Consider the following 16,133-nt stretch of genomic DNA (forward strand, 5'->3'; position numbering starts at 1 on the left):
TGGGGTCGGAGACTGGTCTGTGCCCTTTTTCCGCACTGGCGTGACTTGGGAGGGAACGGTAGAACGGTGGCATGCCGTCACCGATCGAACACTCGGCCGCCTGGTCGCGGACCGACGTCCTCCAGGGCCTCGGCCTGGGCGCGCTCCTCCCCGAGCCCGGTGGCTACCGCCTGGAGGCCGGGGAGGCCGTGGCGGAGGGGGCGGAGCACCACTTCACCCGGTTCAGCGTCCGGACCGACCTGGCGTGGGCGACCCGCGAGGTGCGCGTCGAGGTCCTGTCCGCCCGAGGGCCGCGGACGCTCCTCCTCTCCATGCGCGGCGGGCACTGGACCGGTACCGACGGGCAGCCCCTCCCCGAACTGGTCGGCTGCCTGGACGCCGACGTCGCGGCCACCCCCCTCACCAACACGCTGCCCATCCGCCGCCTGGGGCTGCGGCCCGGCGAGTACCGCGACATCGCGGTGGCCTGGATCGACATCCCCTCGCTGCGGGTGCGCCGCGTCCGCCAGCGCTACACCCGCCACCCCGCCGAGGACGGGCTGGAGCGCTACACCTACCGCGACCCCCTCCACGGGGAGTACCTGCTCACGGTGGACGGCGACGGGCTCGTCGTCGACTACGAGCGCTTCGCGCGCCGCATCGCCGGTGATGCCCCCGATACACGCAGGAAACACGCCGAGCGGGATAATTGGACGGGTACGAGCACCGCATCGACGAGGGAACGCACGTGACCGGTACCGAACTGAGCCAGGCCCGACGCGAGATCATCCGCGACCTCGGGGTCGCCGCGTCCTTCGACGTGCACGCCGAGATCGAGCGGCGCACCGCCTTCCTCGCTGAGCGCCTGACCGCCACCGGATCCGGGGCCCTGGTCCTGGGCATCAGCGGGGGCGTGGACTCCCTCACCGCGGGCCGCCTGTGCCGCCTGGCGGTGGACCGCGTCCGCGCCGGAGGAGGCAGCGCCGAGTACGTCGCCATGCGCCTGCCCTACGGCACCCAGAAGGACGAGGACGACGCGGCCCGCGCCACGGCGTTCACCGAGCCCGACCTCTGCCTCACCGTCGACGTGCGGCCCGCCACCGACGCCATGGCCGCCTCCCTGCGCGAGGCGGGCATGGGGTACACCGGCGGGGCCTCGGAGGACTTCGTCCTCGGCAACGTCAAGGCCCGCCAGCGGATGATCGCCCAGTACGCGGTCTCCGGCGGCCTGGGCGGCCTGGTCGTGGGCACCGACCACGCGGCCGAGGCGGTCACCGGGTTCTTCACCAAGTACGGCGACGGCGGGGTGGACATCGTCCCGCTCGCCGGGCTGACCAAGCGCCGGGTGCGCGCGCTCGTCGCCGAGCTCGGCGCGCCGGAGGACCTGGTGCACAAGGTGCCGACCGCCGACCTGGAGTCGCTCTCCCCGCAGAAGCCGGACGAGGAGGCCCTCGGTCTGACATACGATCAGATCGACGACTTCCTGGAGGGTCTGCCCGTGTCCGCCGAGGTCGAGGAGACCCTGGTGGCGCGCTACCGCGCCACGGCGCACAAGCGCTCCGTGCCCACAGCTCCCTAGAGTGTGTCCGGCTTCCGTCCGAACTTCGGTGGTCTTGCTCCTGGAGGCAGGATCACGGGCATGGGGTGGGCCTGCTCGGCCGCAGCGTGCCCTCGCTCCGGCTCCTCGGCGGGGCATGGTGGTGCGTGCACCACCGTCCGGGGTCGGGTGGGCTGCCCTCCGTAACGGGGGGCCCGATCCATCGCGTACACCCGTCGGTAACCCCTAGGGTCGTACTCGACGGCGCGGACACCCGGTCCCCCCGGCCCTCGGTGCACCCTCGGCAGGGCGCGCAGGCGTGTCGTCATCCCCTCATCCCGGTCAGCGCGGCAGGCACGGACACCAGTGTGTCCGCGGCCGCGCCCGCCGGAACACCTCCGAGGAGCAGCCACCGATGACCGCCACCACGGAAACCGGCCCTTGGCATACGCCGCCGGTGCATTCAGTTCCCGCCCCCGTCCGGCCCGGGGCGGAGCGGCCGCCCGGCCGGGACCGCTTCCTCGACGCCGTTCGGCTGCTGGTCATGGTCCTGGTGGTCGTGCAGCACTGGTGGCTTCCGGTCCTGGTCCAGCAGCAGGACGGCCTGGAGGCCGGCAGCGTGCTCGCCACCGAGGGCGGGTTCCTGCTGACCTGGGTCGCCCAGGTCATGCCCCTGATCTTCTTCGTGGGCGGTGCGGCCAACCTCATCAGCTGGCGGTCGGCCTCCGCCAAGGGGGTCCCGGCGGGGACCTGGTTCGCCCGCAGACTGCGCCGACTCGCCTGGCCGGTGGTCCCGCTGGCGCTGGTGTGGATCGTGTCCTGCCACGTGCTGGTGCTGATGGGGGCCCCGGTGCAGCCGGTGCTGGTCGGCGCGGGTGCGGCCGGCATGGTGCTGTGGTTCCTGGCGGCCTACGTGCTCGTGGTCGTGTCGACCCCGGTACTGGCGCGGGCCCAGGAGCGGTTCGGGTGGCTGGTCCCGGCGGCGCTGCTGACCGGTGCGGTCGCCGTCGACCTGGTGCGCTTCACCACCGGCGCCGACTGGGTCGGCTACCTGAACGTCGCGTTCGTCTGGTTGGGCGTGCACCAGCTGGGCTTCTGCTACGCGACCACCGGGATCCGCCGCCGGTACGCGGTGGCGCTGGCCGTGACCGGCGCGGCCGCCGCGGTGCTGCTGACGGTGTTCGGGCCCTACTCCGCGAACATGACGGGGGTGTTCGCCGCGGAGGACTCCAACGTGGCCCCGCCGACCCTGGTCCTGGCCGCACTCGGCTCGATGCAGGTGGGTGTCGCCGCACTGCTGCGGGACCGCGTCTCGGCCTGGGTGAACCGGCCCGGACCGGCCCGGCTGCTGGACCGGATCTGCCCGCAGCTGATGACGGTCTACCTGTGGCACATGCTGCCCATCAGCGTGGTCGCGGGCGTCCTGGTCTACGGCCTCGAGATCAACACCCCCGAGCCGATGACCGGCCTGTGGCTGCTGTGGGGCGTCCTGGGTGTCGCGGTCCTGGTGCCGATGGTGGTCCCGCTGGCGCACTGGGCGATGCGGTTCGAGACCCCGCCGCGTGCCCTGGAGGGCTCCCCGGGGCTGCCGCGGGCCCTGGCCGCGGCGGCGCTGGTCGCCGGAGGTCTGCTGCTGCTCACCGTGTCCGGCCTCGGGGTCGGGTGGATGCCCCTGCTGGGCCTGCTCGCGGTCCTGTCCGGTCTGCTGCTGACCCGGGCGCTGCGCAGGGCGTGACGGTCGTCCCGAGAACGGATCCGCCCGCGACCGGCCGTGCGTGCGGTGTCGGGCGGCCGTCCCGCGGTAGACAGTCGATATGGACGCCGCACGTATCGCCTTCGAGGAGTGGGGGAGCGGCCCGCCCCTGATCCTGCTGCACGGGCTGGGGGACCGCCGCCAGAGCTGGAGCGCCGTGGTACCGCTCCTGGCAGAGGAGTACAGGGTGGTGTGCGTGGACCTGCCGGGGTTCGGGCGCACCCCGGCCCCGCCCGAGGGCGACCCCTACGACATCCTCACGATGACCGACGACGTCCAGGCGTTCTGCGAACTGCACGGGCTGGAGCGGCCGCACCTGGCGGGCAACTCCCTGGGCGGGTCGATCGCCCTGGAACTGGGTGTCCGCGGCAGGGCGGGGTCGGTGACGGTGTTCTCACCGGCCGGATTCTCCGGCGAGCTCGCCCGCCTGGGGTTCCGCGTGCTCGGTTCCCTCGCCGACCTGGCCACCCGGATCCCCCTGCACGTCAAGGAGCGGCTGGCGAGCACCGCCCCGGCGAGGGCGATCGCGCGGACCGTGCTGAGGGGGGATCCGGCGTCCCCCCGGGCCAAGTCGGTCCGGTTCAGCGTCCGGGGCCTGGAGAAGGGGGCGCCGTTCGTGCGGATGCTGCCGAGCATCGCCGAGTACGAGTTCGAGCAGAGACCGATCGACTGCCCGGTCACCATCGCGTGGGGGGACCGTGACCGCACGCTCCTGCCCTCCAGCGCGGAGCACGCGCACCGCAGGGTGCCGAACGCGCGGATGGTCTCGCTCCTGGGCAGCGGCCACATCCCCATGGCCGACGACCCGGTGTCGGTGGCCGGGCACATCCGGTGGACCTGCCGCTCGGCGGAGCGGCGGGCCGGGCGCTGACCTGCCGGGTCCGGCACTACCGCGGTGATCCCGGGGCGGATAGCGTGTACCAGCGTAACGACGCCCTGAGGAGGAGCAGTGACGGCATCGACACGACCGGACCCCGGTGGACCGGGGTGGCTGCGCGCCGAGGAGCGGAGGCTGAGAGCCTTCGCCGAGGGGTCCGCGGTCGCCGACGGGTTCGGCTGGACGGACGCGCGCGGCCAGGTGGAGGAGGGGCGGCCAACGGCCGCCTGGATCACCTCGCGGATGACGCACGTGTTCTCCCTGGCACACCTGCGCGGGGACGAGGGGGCCGCCCGCTGGGCCGACCACGGCGTGGCCGCGCTGGCCGAGGGGCCGCTGCGCGACACGGTGCACGGAGGCTGGTTCGAGGAGGTCCCGGCGGGCGCCGCGTCTTTCCGGGAGCGCTCCCATGGCGAAGCCGGGGAGGCTGCCGAAGCGCCCCGCAAGGCCGCCTACCCCCACGCGTTCGTCGTCCTGGCCGCCTCCAGCGCGACCCTGGCCGGACGGCCGGGAGCCCGTGAGCTGCTCGACGACGCCCTGAGGGTCGTGGACACCCGGTTCTGGGACGAGTCCGCCGGCGCCGTCCTGGAGAGCTGGGACGCGGGCTGGAAGGAGACCGAGGACTACCGGGGCGCCAACAGCAACATGCACTGCGTGGAGGCCTTCCTCGCCGCGGCCGACGCCACCGGTGACCTGCTGTGGACCCGGCGCGCCCTGGCCGTCGCCGAGCGGCTGGTCCACGGTGTGGCCGCCGAGCACGACTGGCGGCTGCCCGAGCACTTCACGGCCGACTGGAAGCCCCTGCCCGACTACAACCGGGACCGGCCCGACCACCCGTTCCGGCCCTTCGGCAGCACCACCGGGCACCTGCTGGAGTGGGCGCGCCTGCTCGTCCACCTCGAGGTGGCGCTGGAGCGCGCGGGGGAGCCCGTCCCCGGCTGGCTGCGCGCGGACGCGGAGAGCCTGTTCTCGAACGCGGTCCGCCGCGGCTGGGCGGTCGACGGCGCCGACGGGTTCGTCTACACCCTCGACTGGCAGGACGCCCCCGTGGTGCGGGAGCGCATGCACTGGGTGGTCGCCGAGGCGGTCATGGCGGCCTGGGCCCTGGGCGCCCGCACCGGGGACCCCGCCTACGCCGAGCACGCCCGGCGCTGGTGGGACTACGCCGAGCGCCACCACGTCGACCGCGAGCACGGCAGCTGGCACCACGAGCTGGACCCCGGCAACCGCCCGGCGGGGACGGTGTGGCCGGGCAAGCCCGACGTCTACCACGCCTATCAGGCGGTTCTGCTGCCCCAGACCGCTCTGTCGACCTCGCTCGCGGCCGGGGTCCTGGAAACGACGGGGAAGGAGCCCGCATGAGCGCGGAGCGGATCCGGCTCGCGGTGGTCGGGGAGAACGTCATGGACCTGCTGCCCGGCGCGGAGCCCGGCACGCTGAAGGCGGCGCCGGGAGGCGGGCCGGCCAACACGGCCGTCGCCGCGTCCCGGCTGGGCACGCCGACACGGCTGCTGGCCCGCATCGGGTCGGACGGGTTCGGCGCGATGATCCGGGAGCGCCTGGTCGGCGAGGGGCTCGACCCCGCCGGGCTCGTGGCGGCCGAGGAGCCGACCGCCCTCGCGCTGGCCACGCTCCGGAGCGACGGGTCGGCCCGCTACGACTTCCGCATGGACGACGCCGCCGACTGGCGGTGGCGGCCCGAGGAGCTGCCCGAGGAGCTGGAGCCGGGCGTCCTCGCCCTGCACGCGGCCTCCCTGGCGCTGTTCCGCGAGCCGGGGGCCTCGCTGGTCGGCGAGCTGCTGCGGCGCGAGCACGACCGGGGCGGGGTCACCGTCACCCTGGACCCCAACATCCGCGCCGACGTGATCGGCGACCCCGGGCACGCCCGCGAACTGGCGCGCGGGCACATCGCCCGGGCGCACGTGGTCAAGGCGAGCGACGAGGACCTGGAGTTCCTGTACCCGGGGCTGTCCCCGGTCGAGGCGGCGCGGGCCGTCGCCGGGCTGGGCCCGTCCCTGGTGGTGGTCACCCGCGGCGGGGAGGGCGCGCTGGCCCTGGCCGGCGGGACGGAGGTCGAGGTGGCGGCGCCCCGCGTGGAGGTGGTCGACACGGTCGGCGCGGGCGACTCCTTCATGGGGGCGCTGCTCAACTGGCTGGACCGCCACGGCCGCCTGGGCGAGGATCCCCGCGCCCGGCTGGCGGGGCTGTCCGAGGCCGATCTGGAGTCCCTGCTCGGCTTCGCCTGCGCGGTGGCCGCGGTGACGGTGACCCGCGAGGGAGCCGATCCGCCCACGAGCGCGGAGCTGTAGGGCGTGTCCCGGTGTGCCGCCCGCCGCGGGCGGCACACCGGTGCGCCGCGCGGCAGGGGGTGCCCGCGGGGCACACCCGCTTCCCGGCCGCCGCCTCGGTGGCCGCCGGGCGCCGCGCCGGGGGAGCGGGGCCGCGCACGCCCCTGTTTCGCGCGATATAAGTATTTAGTCCGCTTTGCCGGGTTCGCGGGTGCGGGCCGTCGCGACGTCACGTCTTGATAAACCCCGCCTGCCGCCGGGAGCGCTCCCCCGAGCTCGTTTCCGGTGAGGCCGGTCACACACGCACAGTGTCGAAGCCCAGGTGGGGCAGGCGTTCCCGTGTGATGCACGTCTCTCCGAGGAGGGGCTGAACGTCCCTTTCGCGGCGTCTCGTGCGACTCGGTGCGGGTATCGGTGAAACGACCAGTATGTGTGTCCGCACCTGCCGCTTCTGGACACACTGTGCGAATGTGTGGCACGTGACCGGCGGGACCACCGGCCCCCGACCCGTTCGGCTCCGGGGCCGAGACACAGAGCTGCAGGTCCTCACCGACGCACTGGCGGGGGTGAGGGCCCGAAGAGGCACGTCCCTGATCCTCACCGGAGCGGCGGGAGCCGGAAAGACGGCGCTCCTCGACCACGCCGCGGAGGAGGCCGGTGACATCACCGTCCTCCGCTGCACCGGGGTCGCCGACGAGGCCCGGACCCCCTTCGCGGGCCTGCAGCGGCTCCTGCTCCCCCTCGCCCCCCACGACGGGGTGCTCGGCAAGGCCCTGGAGCGAGGTGTCCCGGGCGACCGGCTCGCCCTCCACACCGCCCTCCTCGACCTCCTCATCGGGACGGGCCCGGTGCTGGTGTGCGTGGACGACGCCGACCTCCTCGACGAACCCTCCCTGGACGCGCTCGCCTTCGTCGCGCGCCGGGTCGCCGGAACGCCCCTGGCCGTGGTGCTGGCGGCCCGCGGCGGCCGGGGCAAGGAGGGAACCGCCGGAGAGCTCGTCCCCGGTGTGGAGGAGCACGTCCTGGCCCCTCTGGAGGACCGGGCCGTCCACGACATCCTCACGGACCACTCGCCCACCACCCTGGACCCCGCCGTGCGCGCCACTCTCGTCCGCGCCTCGCACGGCAACCCCGCGGCGGTCCTCGGACACCTCTCCTCCCTGGACGAGGCCGAGCTGCGCGGCCGGGACCCGCTCCCCGACCCCCTCCGGCTCCCGGACCGGCTGCGGGAGAGCCTCCTCGCCCCCTGCCGCGCGCTGCCGGAGCGCACCGCGAGCCTGCTCCTCCTCGCCGCCCTGTGCGAGGACCCCGACCTCCACACGCTCGTACGGGCCGGCGACGGCGTGTCCCTGGAGGACGTGGAGCCCGCCGAGGAACTCGGACTGGTCCGGATCTCCGACGACACCCTCCGCTTCCCCGACCCCCTCCTGCGGGAGGCGATCGTGCAGGGCGCCCCCAACGCCCGGCTGCGCGAGGCGCACCGCCGCCTGGCCTCCGTGGCCGACCCCGACCACACCCCCGTCGAGTTCGCCCGGCACACGGCGGCCGGCGCCCTGGCCCCCGACAGCGCACTCGCCGACGCGGTCGAGGCCGCCGCCCGTCGGGCCGGGCGCCTGGCGGGGCGCCTGGCCGCCTCGCACGCCCACGAGGGGGCCGCGCGCATCACACCCGACCCCGGCATGCGCTCCCACCGGCTGGCCAACGCCGCCTACGAGGCCTACATGGCCGGGCGCTCGGACCGGGCCCTGCGCCTGCTGGACCGGGCCCGGCCCCTGTCCGTCACCGAACGGCACCGCGCGGCCGTCGAGCTCGTCGACACCCACATCGCCATGCGCGGCAGCAACACGATCGACGCCGCCGAACGCCTCTACGCCGTGGGCCGCGCGCTCGTCGCCCACGACCGGCACCTGGCGGTGCGCACCCTGGCCCGCTCGGCCGACTCCGCCTCCCTGGCCGGCGACCCCGAGCGCCACGCGCGGGCGTCCGCACTGGCCGTGTCCCTGATCCGGCCCGACGACCCCGAGCAGATGCGCCTGGTGGGCGACTTCCTCCGGGGCTGCGAGATCTCCTTCCGCGGTGACTACCCGCGTTCGACGCCCCTGCTGCGCGAGGCGATGCGCCTGGCCGAGTACGACGACCCCTCGAAGCTCATCTGGGCGGGCATCGCGGGCATGCGCATCGGTGAGACGCCCTTCGTCCGCGAGGCCGTCACCCGGGCCGTGGACAACGCGCGCCCGCGCGGCGAACTCGCGACCGTCCCGGCCGCCCTCGGGTTCCTCGTGATGACCGAGTTCTGGACCGGCCGCTTCCCCTCCGCCGCGGGGACGGCGCTCACGGGCCTGCGGATCTCGCGTGAGACGGGCCAGAGCATCTGGGTCACCCACCACCTCGCCGCCCTGTCGATGGTCGCCGCCATCCAGGGGGACGTGGACACCTGCCGCATCCGCGCCCGCGCCGTCGCCACCCAGGCGGGGGAGAACAGCATCGGGCTGGCCGCGGCCGTGGCCTCCTGGGCCCTCGCCGTCCTGGAGCTGTCGCGCGGCAACGCCGCGGAGGCCTTCTTCCGGCTCCGCTCCCTCGTCCACGCCGGGCCCGGCTACGGCCACCCGACGATGCGCCTGGTCACCGCGCCGCACTTCGTGGAGGCGGCGGTGCGCATGGGCGAGACCGAGTGGGCCCGGGCCTCCCTGTCCGGATACCGGCGCTGGGCCGAGTCGGTGGGCAGCCCCAGCGCGCTCGCCCTCGCCTCGCGCGGATCGGGGCTGCTCGCCCCTCCGGACGAGGCCGCCGACCACTTCGAGAACGCCCTGGCGCTGCACCGCTCCTGCGGCGACGACGACGTCGAGCACGCCAGGACGCAGCTGCTCTTCGGCGCCTTCCTGCGCCGGGCCCGCCTTCCGGGGCGGGCACGCGAGCACCTGCACAACGCGCTGGAGACCTTCGAGCGCTTCGGCGCCCGGCTGTGGGTCCGCCAGACGCGCGCCGAACTGCGCGCCATCGGGCGCGGCGAACGCGAGGCCGACTCGTCGATGATCAGCGAGCTGACCGCACAGCAGCAGCAGATCGCCCGACTGGTGGCCGAGGGCGCGACCAACCGCGAGGTCGCCGCCCACCTCTTCATCAGCCCGAGGACGGTCGAGCACCACCTGCGGGGGATCTTCCGCAAACTCAACATCCGCTCCCGGGTCGACCTGGCCCGCCTCTTCAACTGACAGGGATCCGGCGGAAAGAACGAGTCACCTGCCAATACCAACCAGTCGGTATGCAGGTGGGGCAGAAAGGCAGTCATGACAGCGATCGCAACGGAGGACCTCCTGAGAGCGGACGGAGTGACCGTCCGCTTCGGGGGCCTCACCGCACTCGACGACGTGGGGCTACGGGTCGCCCCGGGCACCGTCGTCGGACTCATCGGACCCAACGGTGCGGGCAAGACCACCCTGTTCAACGTTCTCTCCGGGGTCCTGCGCCCCACCGCCGGCAGCCTCACGTGGAAGGGCCGCACGGTCTCGGGGCAGAAGTCCCACCGCCTCGCCCGGGCCGGCATCTCGCGGACGTTCCAGGGGCTCAACCTCTTCCACAAGATGACCGTGCTCGACAACGTCGTCGCGGGCGCCGACCGCCTGGCCAGGGGAGGGCCCCTCTCCCTCCTCACCGGCTTCGGACACCACCACCGCGACGAGGCGGAGCTGCGGGACAGGGCCCTGGCGGCCCTGGAGCGCTTCGGTATCGCCGGCACCGCCCACCACTACCCCTCCACCCTTCCCTACGGCATCCAGAAGCAGGTCGCGCTGGCACGCGCCTGCGTCGGCGCCCCCGAGCTCCTGCTGCTCGACGAGCCCGCCAGCGGCCTGTCCGGCAAGCAGCTGGACGACCTGGCCGCGCAGATCCGCGGCCTCAGCGAGGACATGGCCGTCGTGCTCGTCGAGCACCACATGGACCTGGTGATGGAGGTGTGCGACCACATCGTGGTCCTCAACTTCGGCAAGGTCATCTCCACCGGGACCCCCGACGAGGTTCGCGCCGACCCCGCGGTCATGCAGGCCTACCTCGGCACCGCCGAGAGGAGCGGTCGATGATCCTCGAAGTCCAGAACCTCAATGCCTCCTACGGGGCGGTCCGCGCCCTGAAGGACGTCTCCCTCGGCGTCGCCGAGAAGGGCTTCTGCGCCGTCCTCGGCGCCAACGGCGCGGGCAAGACCACGCTGCTGCGCACCCTCACCGGACTCCACCGCGCCGCCGGCGGCCGGGTCCTGCTGGAGGGCGAGGACCTCACCCGGCTCCCGGCCGAGCGCGTCGTGACCCGCGGTCTCGCCCACGTCCCCGAGGGCGGCGGCGTCATCACCGAGCTCACCGTCGAGGAGAACCTGCGCCTGGGCGGCCTGTGGCGGCGCCGCCGCGACCGGGTGGCCCTGGACGAGGTCCTCGACCTCTTCCCGCCCCTGGCGCAGCGGATCTCCAAGTCCGCCAGCACCCTCTCCGGCGGCGAGCGGCAGATGCTCGCCATCGGCCGTGCCCTGATGTCCCGCCCCAAGGTCCTGCTGCTGGACGAGCCCTCGCTCGGCCTGGCGCCCCTCGTCACCCGGCAGATCTTCGACCTCCTGAGGGAACTGAGGAGCAGCACCGGGCTCACGGTGGTCCTCGTCGAGCAGAACGCCAACGGCGCACTCGCCGTCACCGACAGCGGCTTCGTCCTCAACCAGGGCAGCGTGGTCGCCTCCGGGCCCTCGGCCGAACTCCTCTCCGACGACCGCACGCGCCACGCCTACCTGGGCTTCTGAGGAGAGACCCCCATGACCACATTTCTCAACCTGACCCTCAACGGGCTGGCGACGGGCGCGGTCTACGCGGCCCTCGCGCTGTCCCTCGTGATCATCTACCAGGCCACCCGCCTGGTGAACTTCGCCCAGCCGGCCCTGGCACTGGTGGCCGTCTACATCGCCTACACGGTCTCGCAGATGACCGGCTCCTACTGGATCGGCTTCGTCGCGGGCCTGCTCAGCGGCCTGGTGGCCGGCGCGCTCGTCGAACGGGTCGTCATCCGGCCGATCGCCAAGAGCTCCGAGCTCAACGCCATCATCGTCACCCTCGGGCTCCTCCTGATCGTGCAGGGCGGCGTCGGCATGATCTGGGGCAACCGGCAGCACGGGTTCCCCTACGCGTTCGACTACGTGGGGCGCTTCTCCCCGGCGGACGTCTTCGCCGTTGCGTCTGTCGCGGTCACCGCGCTCCTGCTGTTCGGGCTCTACCAGTTCACACCGCTGGGCCTGCGGATGAGGGCCGCCGCCTTCCGTCCTGAGGCGGCGCGGCTCAGCGGGGTGAAGGTCGGCCTCATGCTCACCGCGGGGTGGGCGATCGCCTCCCTCATCGGCGCCCTCGCGGGCATGCTCGCCGGGCCCCCGTTCATCTCCCCCAACGCCTTCGACGGCGTGTTCGTCTACGGCATCACGGCAGCGGTCATCGGCGGCCTCGACAACCCCTTCGGCGCGGTGCTCGGCGGGGTCCTCATCGGCCTCGGCATGTCCTACGTGTCCGGCTACGCGGGCCCCGAGCTGGCCACCCTGGCCGCCCTGGCCATCGTGGTGCTGGTCCTGAGCGTGCGCCCCGACGGCATCCTGTCCCGCCCGGCCGCGAGAAAGGTGTAGCTGCCATGACCACCACCTCCACCTCCTCGAACGCCGTCGAGGCACCCGCGCCCCCCGCCCGGCCCCGCGGGTGGCGGGCGCTCCCCTCCCCGGTCCGCCACCTGCTGCTGGCCGCGCTCGGGCTCGCCGTCTTCACCGGGTTCCTCCTGGTGACCGGCGACCTCACCGCCCTGCGCATGGCGGCGGTCGGCTACACGATGCTCTCCATCGCGGGGCTCCAGCTCCTCGTCGGCGGCAGCGGCCAGGTGTCGCTGGGCCACGGCGCCTTCATGATGATCGGCGCCTACACGACGGCACTGCTGGTCATCCACATGCCGATGCTGCCGCTGGCGGCCGACCTCCTGCTGGTCGTCCTCGTCGCGGTCGTGGCGGGCATCGCCGTCGGCGCCGCCACCGCGCGCCTGCACGGCCCCTACCTCGCCGGCGCCACCCTGATCCTGGCCGTGGGCCTGCCCGGACTGGCCCACCGCTACCACGAGGTGCTCGGCGGCAGCAACGGCCTCACCATCCGCACGGCGGGCGCGCCGCCCTTCCTCCAGGGAGTCGTCACCAACAGCGAGTGGAAGGCCCTCGTCGTCTGGACGACGGTGCTCCTGGCCATGGCGCTGCTGGCGACCGTCAACAGCGGCCGGCTCGGCCGGCGCCTGCGCGCCATCCGCGACGACGAGAACGCGGCCGCGATGGCCGGCATCCCCGTCGGCCGGACGAAGGTCGTCGCCTTCGTCATCGCCTCCGCCGCCGGAGGCCTGGCCGGGGGCCTCCAGGCCTACGTCCTCGGCACCATCACCCCGGGCAGCTTCACCCTCGCCCTGTCCCTGACCCTGATCGCCGCCCTCGTGCTCGGCGGCATCAGCAGCATGTGGGGCGCGCTGTGGGCCGGCCTGGCCGTCGTCTACCTGGAGATCTGGGCCTCCGACGCCACCCGGGCCCTCAACCTGGACCGCGACGTGGAGAACAACCTCCCCGTCGTCGTCTTCGGTGTCCTGCTCATCCTCATCCTCCGCTTCTGGCCCCTCGGGGTCCACGGAGCGGTCCAGCGCCTTACCGCCCCGCTCCGCAAGAAGTCCGCCCCCCGTTGAAGGAGAGACCCGAGATGAAGAAACAAGCGGGCGCAATCGCACTCGCCCTCACCCTGACGGCCACCGCCTGCACCGGTGCAGGCGAGGTCGCCGAATCCGACGCGGCCGACCTCGACGTGTCGACCGGTGTGACCGACGACAGCATCATCATCGGCACCCACCAGCCCCTGACCGGCCCCGCCGCTCCCGGATACATGTCCATCTCCCTGGGGGCGAGGGCGGTGTTCGACCACGTCAACGCACAGGGCGGCGTGAACGGCCGCACCATCGACTACCGGGTCGAGGACGACGTCTACGACCCGGCGCAGACCATCGACGTGACCCGTCAGCTGGTCATCGAGGACGAGATCTTCGCGATGATGGGCGGCCTGGGAACCCCCACCCACAGCGGTGTCCTCGACTACCTGAACGACGAGGGCGTCCCCGACGTCTTCCCGTCCTCGGGCGCCCTGGCCTGGAACAACCCCGAAGAGCACCCGCTGACCTACGGCTGGCAGACCGACTACACCAAGGAAGCCAAGATCCAGGGTCAGTACATCGCCGACAACTTCGAGGGCCAGGCGGTCGGCTACCTGTTCCAGAACGACGACGTCGGCGAGGACTCCCAGGCGGGCCTGGACCAGTACCTGGCCGACACGGTCGTGGCGCGCGAGCACTACGAGTCCGAGGTCACGGACCTGAGCGCCCAGCTCTCCTCCCTGAAGGACGCGGAGGCCGAGGTCGTCGTCTGCTCCTGCATCCCGGCCTTCGTCGCCCTGGCCATGCTGGAGGCGGCGAGCATCGGCTACGAGCCGCAGTGGGTCCTGTCCAGCATCGGCGGCGACACCGCGACGCTCCAGGCGCTGCTCGCGAACTTCACCAAGGACACCGACGCGGAGGACGTGCCCGCGGACGCGTTCCTGGACGGCGTGCTGATCACCAGCTACATGCCGCGTGTGGAGGACCAGGAGGACGAGTGGTCCCAGTTCTTCAACGCGGTCTGGGAGGAGTACGGCGACGGCGGTCCCCTCACCAACACCCACGTGTTCGGCATGACCCAGGCGGTCATGTTCTCCCAGGTCCTGAAGTCGGCGGGTGAGGACCTCACCCGCCAGAGCCTGATCGACGCCCTCCACACCCAGGAGTGGCAGGGCCCGAGCCCGGTTCCGTTCTCCTCGACCGAGGACGACCGCGGCGGCCACCAGGGTGTGTACGTCCTGCGCTACAACGCGGGCGGCGAGATCGAGATGGTCCAGGACCCGATGGTCACCGACCGCGAGGGCGGTCCGATCGAGGCCACGGACTACGAGCCGCTGCCCCCGACGGAGCTGGACTTCCACGACTGAGTGACAACCGACTGAAAGGGCGCCGGCGTGCCGGCGCCCTTTCCCATGTCCCGGTGTCCGGCGCTGCGGCCGGGGCCGACCGGAGACCTCGGGCCGCGCCTTCGCGGCGGGTCCGCGTGGTTGTCCCTGTGTCCTGCCTCGCGCCTTTCGGCACAGGCAGGGAGCCGTGCGGGAGAGGAACCGCACCAGGGACCGGAGGCCGGCGCCTCGGCGCCCGGCCGCGGAGGAGGGGAAGGACCGCCGCCTCTCTTCCCGGGCCGGAGACCCCGGATCCGCCCCCGGCAGGAGGCCCCGGTACCGGGGGCGGACGGGTTCCGGCACCTGCCGCCGCGCTTCCGGAGGGCCGGTGTCCCCGGGCCGTTCTGCACCGTCCCCTGCCGCCGGGCCTCGGGCAGCCGCCGGCCGCACCTTCCCAGAGGCGGGCGGAGGCGGTCCCGGTACACGCCTTCGTCCTCAGGCACCCGGGGGAGCGCCGTTCCCGCAGCCCCGGCCGGAAGGCCCTGACGCGCCACCGGGGTCTGGCCTGCCACCGGAGCCGAGGGGGCCGGATTCCGCGGCCCCGGCCGGGGAAGGAGTGTCTGCCTGCCCGCGGCGCCGCGGCCGGGGGCAGCACGGGGCGGGCAGTACGGGGCGGCCCCCCTGCCGGACACGCGAGAGGGGCGGTACCCCGCCTTGCGGCCGGGTACCGCCCCTCCGGGCTGCTCTCCCCTAGTGCGGGCAGCTGTCCCTGTAGTCGGAGAAGTCCGTGCCGAAGCCGGTACGGGGCGGCGGGCACAGGAACTGGTTGTAACGGGTGTCCTCGTCCACGAACCGCTTCAGCCAGGAGATGCTGTACTTGGCGATGACGGTGTTGGAGAGGTTCGGGGCGAAGTGGCTCGCGCCGCGCAGCTCCACGTACGCCCGGTCCAGCGAGGACGGCAGGCTCTCGTAGAACGGGATGGAGTGCGTGCGCACCGAGGCGATGGCGTCGTTCTCGGCGCCGATGATCATGGTCGGCACCTGGAGGGAGGACCAGCGCTTCTGGGTGTGCCAGGGGGTCAGCGGAATCGCGGCCCGCAGCTCGGGGCGGTCCTCGGACAGGGCGAGGGTGCCGCCGCCGCCCATGGAGTGGCCCATCGCGGCGAGGCGGTTCGGGTCGACGCGGTCGGCGACGGAGCTGTCCTCGGTCAGGTAGTCGAGGGCCGCGTCGAGCTGGCGGGCCCGGCTGTTGGGCTGGTCGTAGATCGTGTTGGTGTCGATGGTGAACACCACGAAGCCCTGCGAGGCGAGCCGGGGGCCCAGCCAGGCGATGGAGGACTGCGTTCCGGTGTACCCGGGGGAGATCACGACGCCGCCGAAGGTGCCTTCGCTGCGGGTGGTCGGGTAGTAGATGGTGCCGCCGCCGAAGCCGCGCACCCGGAGCGAGGACACGGACGTCTCACTGGTGCTGAAGGGGCCGCGGAGGGCGGTGACGCTCTGCTCGGTCGGGTTGGGGCCGCGTTCGTAGGGGTTCGCCGCCTGGGCGGGGGCGGCGGCGCCGGCCGCGAGTCCGATGCTGAGGGCCGCGGCCATGAATATCCGGGCCACCAAGGAGCGGCGCGGGGGGCGCGTCTCCGTTTCGGGGGAGGGGGTCTGGGTCTGCACGGTCCACCTTGTTTCTAGCGGGAATCCACGC

Annotated in this window: 13 protein-coding genes; 12 read left to right on the top strand and 1 reads right to left on the bottom strand. The window is 73.3% G+C overall.

From position 1 onward, the window contains the following. Positions 1–71 precede the first annotated feature (71 nt). From FHS13_RS18640 to FHS13_RS18695, 12 genes are all read left to right on the top strand, one after another. Positions 72–731 (top strand): putative glycolipid-binding domain-containing protein, encoded by a 660-nt coding sequence (locus tag FHS13_RS18640; protein ID WP_184293240.1) that lies wholly within the window; start codon positions 72–74, stop codon positions 729–731. Next, entirely contained in the window at positions 728–1,558 is an 831-nt protein-coding gene (gene nadE / locus FHS13_RS18645; protein ID WP_184293241.1) for an ammonia-dependent NAD(+) synthetase, read from the top strand. Before FHS13_RS18640 ends, nadE begins: the two co-directional genes overlap by 4 nt. Positions 1,559–1,931: 373 nt before the next feature. Then, positions 1,932–3,251, top strand: coding sequence for an acyltransferase family protein (locus FHS13_RS18650; RefSeq protein WP_221443190.1), 1,320 nt, complete (start codon positions 1,932–1,934; stop codon positions 3,249–3,251). 79 nt (positions 3,252–3,330) lie between these two features. Further along, positions 3,331–4,140 (top strand): alpha/beta fold hydrolase, encoded by an 810-nt coding sequence (locus tag FHS13_RS18655; protein ID WP_184293243.1) that lies wholly within the window; start codon positions 3,331–3,333, stop codon positions 4,138–4,140. Positions 4,141–4,218: 78 nt separating this feature from the next. Next, the gene (locus FHS13_RS18660; protein ID WP_184293244.1) at positions 4,219–5,508 is read left to right on the top strand and encodes an AGE family epimerase/isomerase; all 1,290 of its coding nucleotides are present in this window, start codon (positions 4,219–4,221) and stop codon (positions 5,506–5,508) included. Further along, positions 5,505–6,455, top strand: coding sequence for a carbohydrate kinase family protein (locus FHS13_RS18665; RefSeq protein ID WP_184293245.1), 951 nt, complete (start codon positions 5,505–5,507; stop codon positions 6,453–6,455). The genes FHS13_RS18660 and FHS13_RS18665 overlap by 4 nt, the downstream gene beginning before the upstream one ends. A gap of 407 nt (positions 6,456–6,862) precedes the next feature. Continuing rightward, positions 6,863–9,646 (top strand): helix-turn-helix transcriptional regulator, encoded by a 2,784-nt coding sequence (locus tag FHS13_RS18670; protein WP_184293246.1) that lies wholly within the window; start codon positions 6,863–6,865, stop codon positions 9,644–9,646. 75 nt (positions 9,647–9,721) lie between these two features. Next, positions 9,722–10,510, top strand: coding sequence for an ABC transporter ATP-binding protein (locus FHS13_RS18675; RefSeq protein WP_184293247.1), 789 nt, complete (start codon positions 9,722–9,724; stop codon positions 10,508–10,510). Then, on the top strand, positions 10,507–11,211 hold the full coding sequence (locus FHS13_RS18680; protein WP_184293248.1) for an ABC transporter ATP-binding protein: 705 nt from the start codon (positions 10,507–10,509) through the stop codon (positions 11,209–11,211). Before FHS13_RS18675 ends, FHS13_RS18680 begins: the two co-directional genes overlap by 4 nt. A 12-nt stretch (positions 11,212–11,223) precedes the next feature. Further along, positions 11,224–12,075, top strand: a complete 852-nt coding sequence (locus tag FHS13_RS18685; RefSeq protein WP_184293249.1) for a branched-chain amino acid ABC transporter permease — start codon at positions 11,224–11,226, stop codon at positions 12,073–12,075. A 5-nt stretch (positions 12,076–12,080) separates the two neighbouring features. After that, positions 12,081–13,154 (top strand): branched-chain amino acid ABC transporter permease, encoded by a 1,074-nt coding sequence (locus FHS13_RS18690; RefSeq protein ID WP_184293250.1) that lies wholly within the window; start codon positions 12,081–12,083, stop codon positions 13,152–13,154. Positions 13,155–13,168: 14 nt separating this feature from the next. After that, the gene (locus tag FHS13_RS18695) at positions 13,169–14,479 is read left to right on the top strand and encodes an ABC transporter substrate-binding protein (RefSeq protein ID WP_184293251.1); all 1,311 of its coding nucleotides are present in this window, start codon (positions 13,169–13,171) and stop codon (positions 14,477–14,479) included. Positions 14,480–15,187: 708 nt separating this feature from the next. Here FHS13_RS18695 and FHS13_RS18700 read toward each other — a convergent pair. Then, positions 15,188–16,102 carry an alpha/beta hydrolase family protein gene (locus FHS13_RS18700; RefSeq protein ID WP_420221694.1) on the bottom strand — a complete coding sequence of 305 codons (915 nt, stop codon included), beginning with the start codon at positions 16,100–16,102 and terminating at the stop codon, positions 15,188–15,190. Positions 16,103–16,133: the final 31 nt, after the last annotated feature.

It is taken from the genome of Nocardiopsis algeriensis (assembly GCF_014203695.1).
Taxonomy (GTDB): domain Bacteria; phylum Actinomycetota; class Actinomycetes; order Streptosporangiales; family Streptosporangiaceae; genus Nocardiopsis; species Nocardiopsis algeriensis.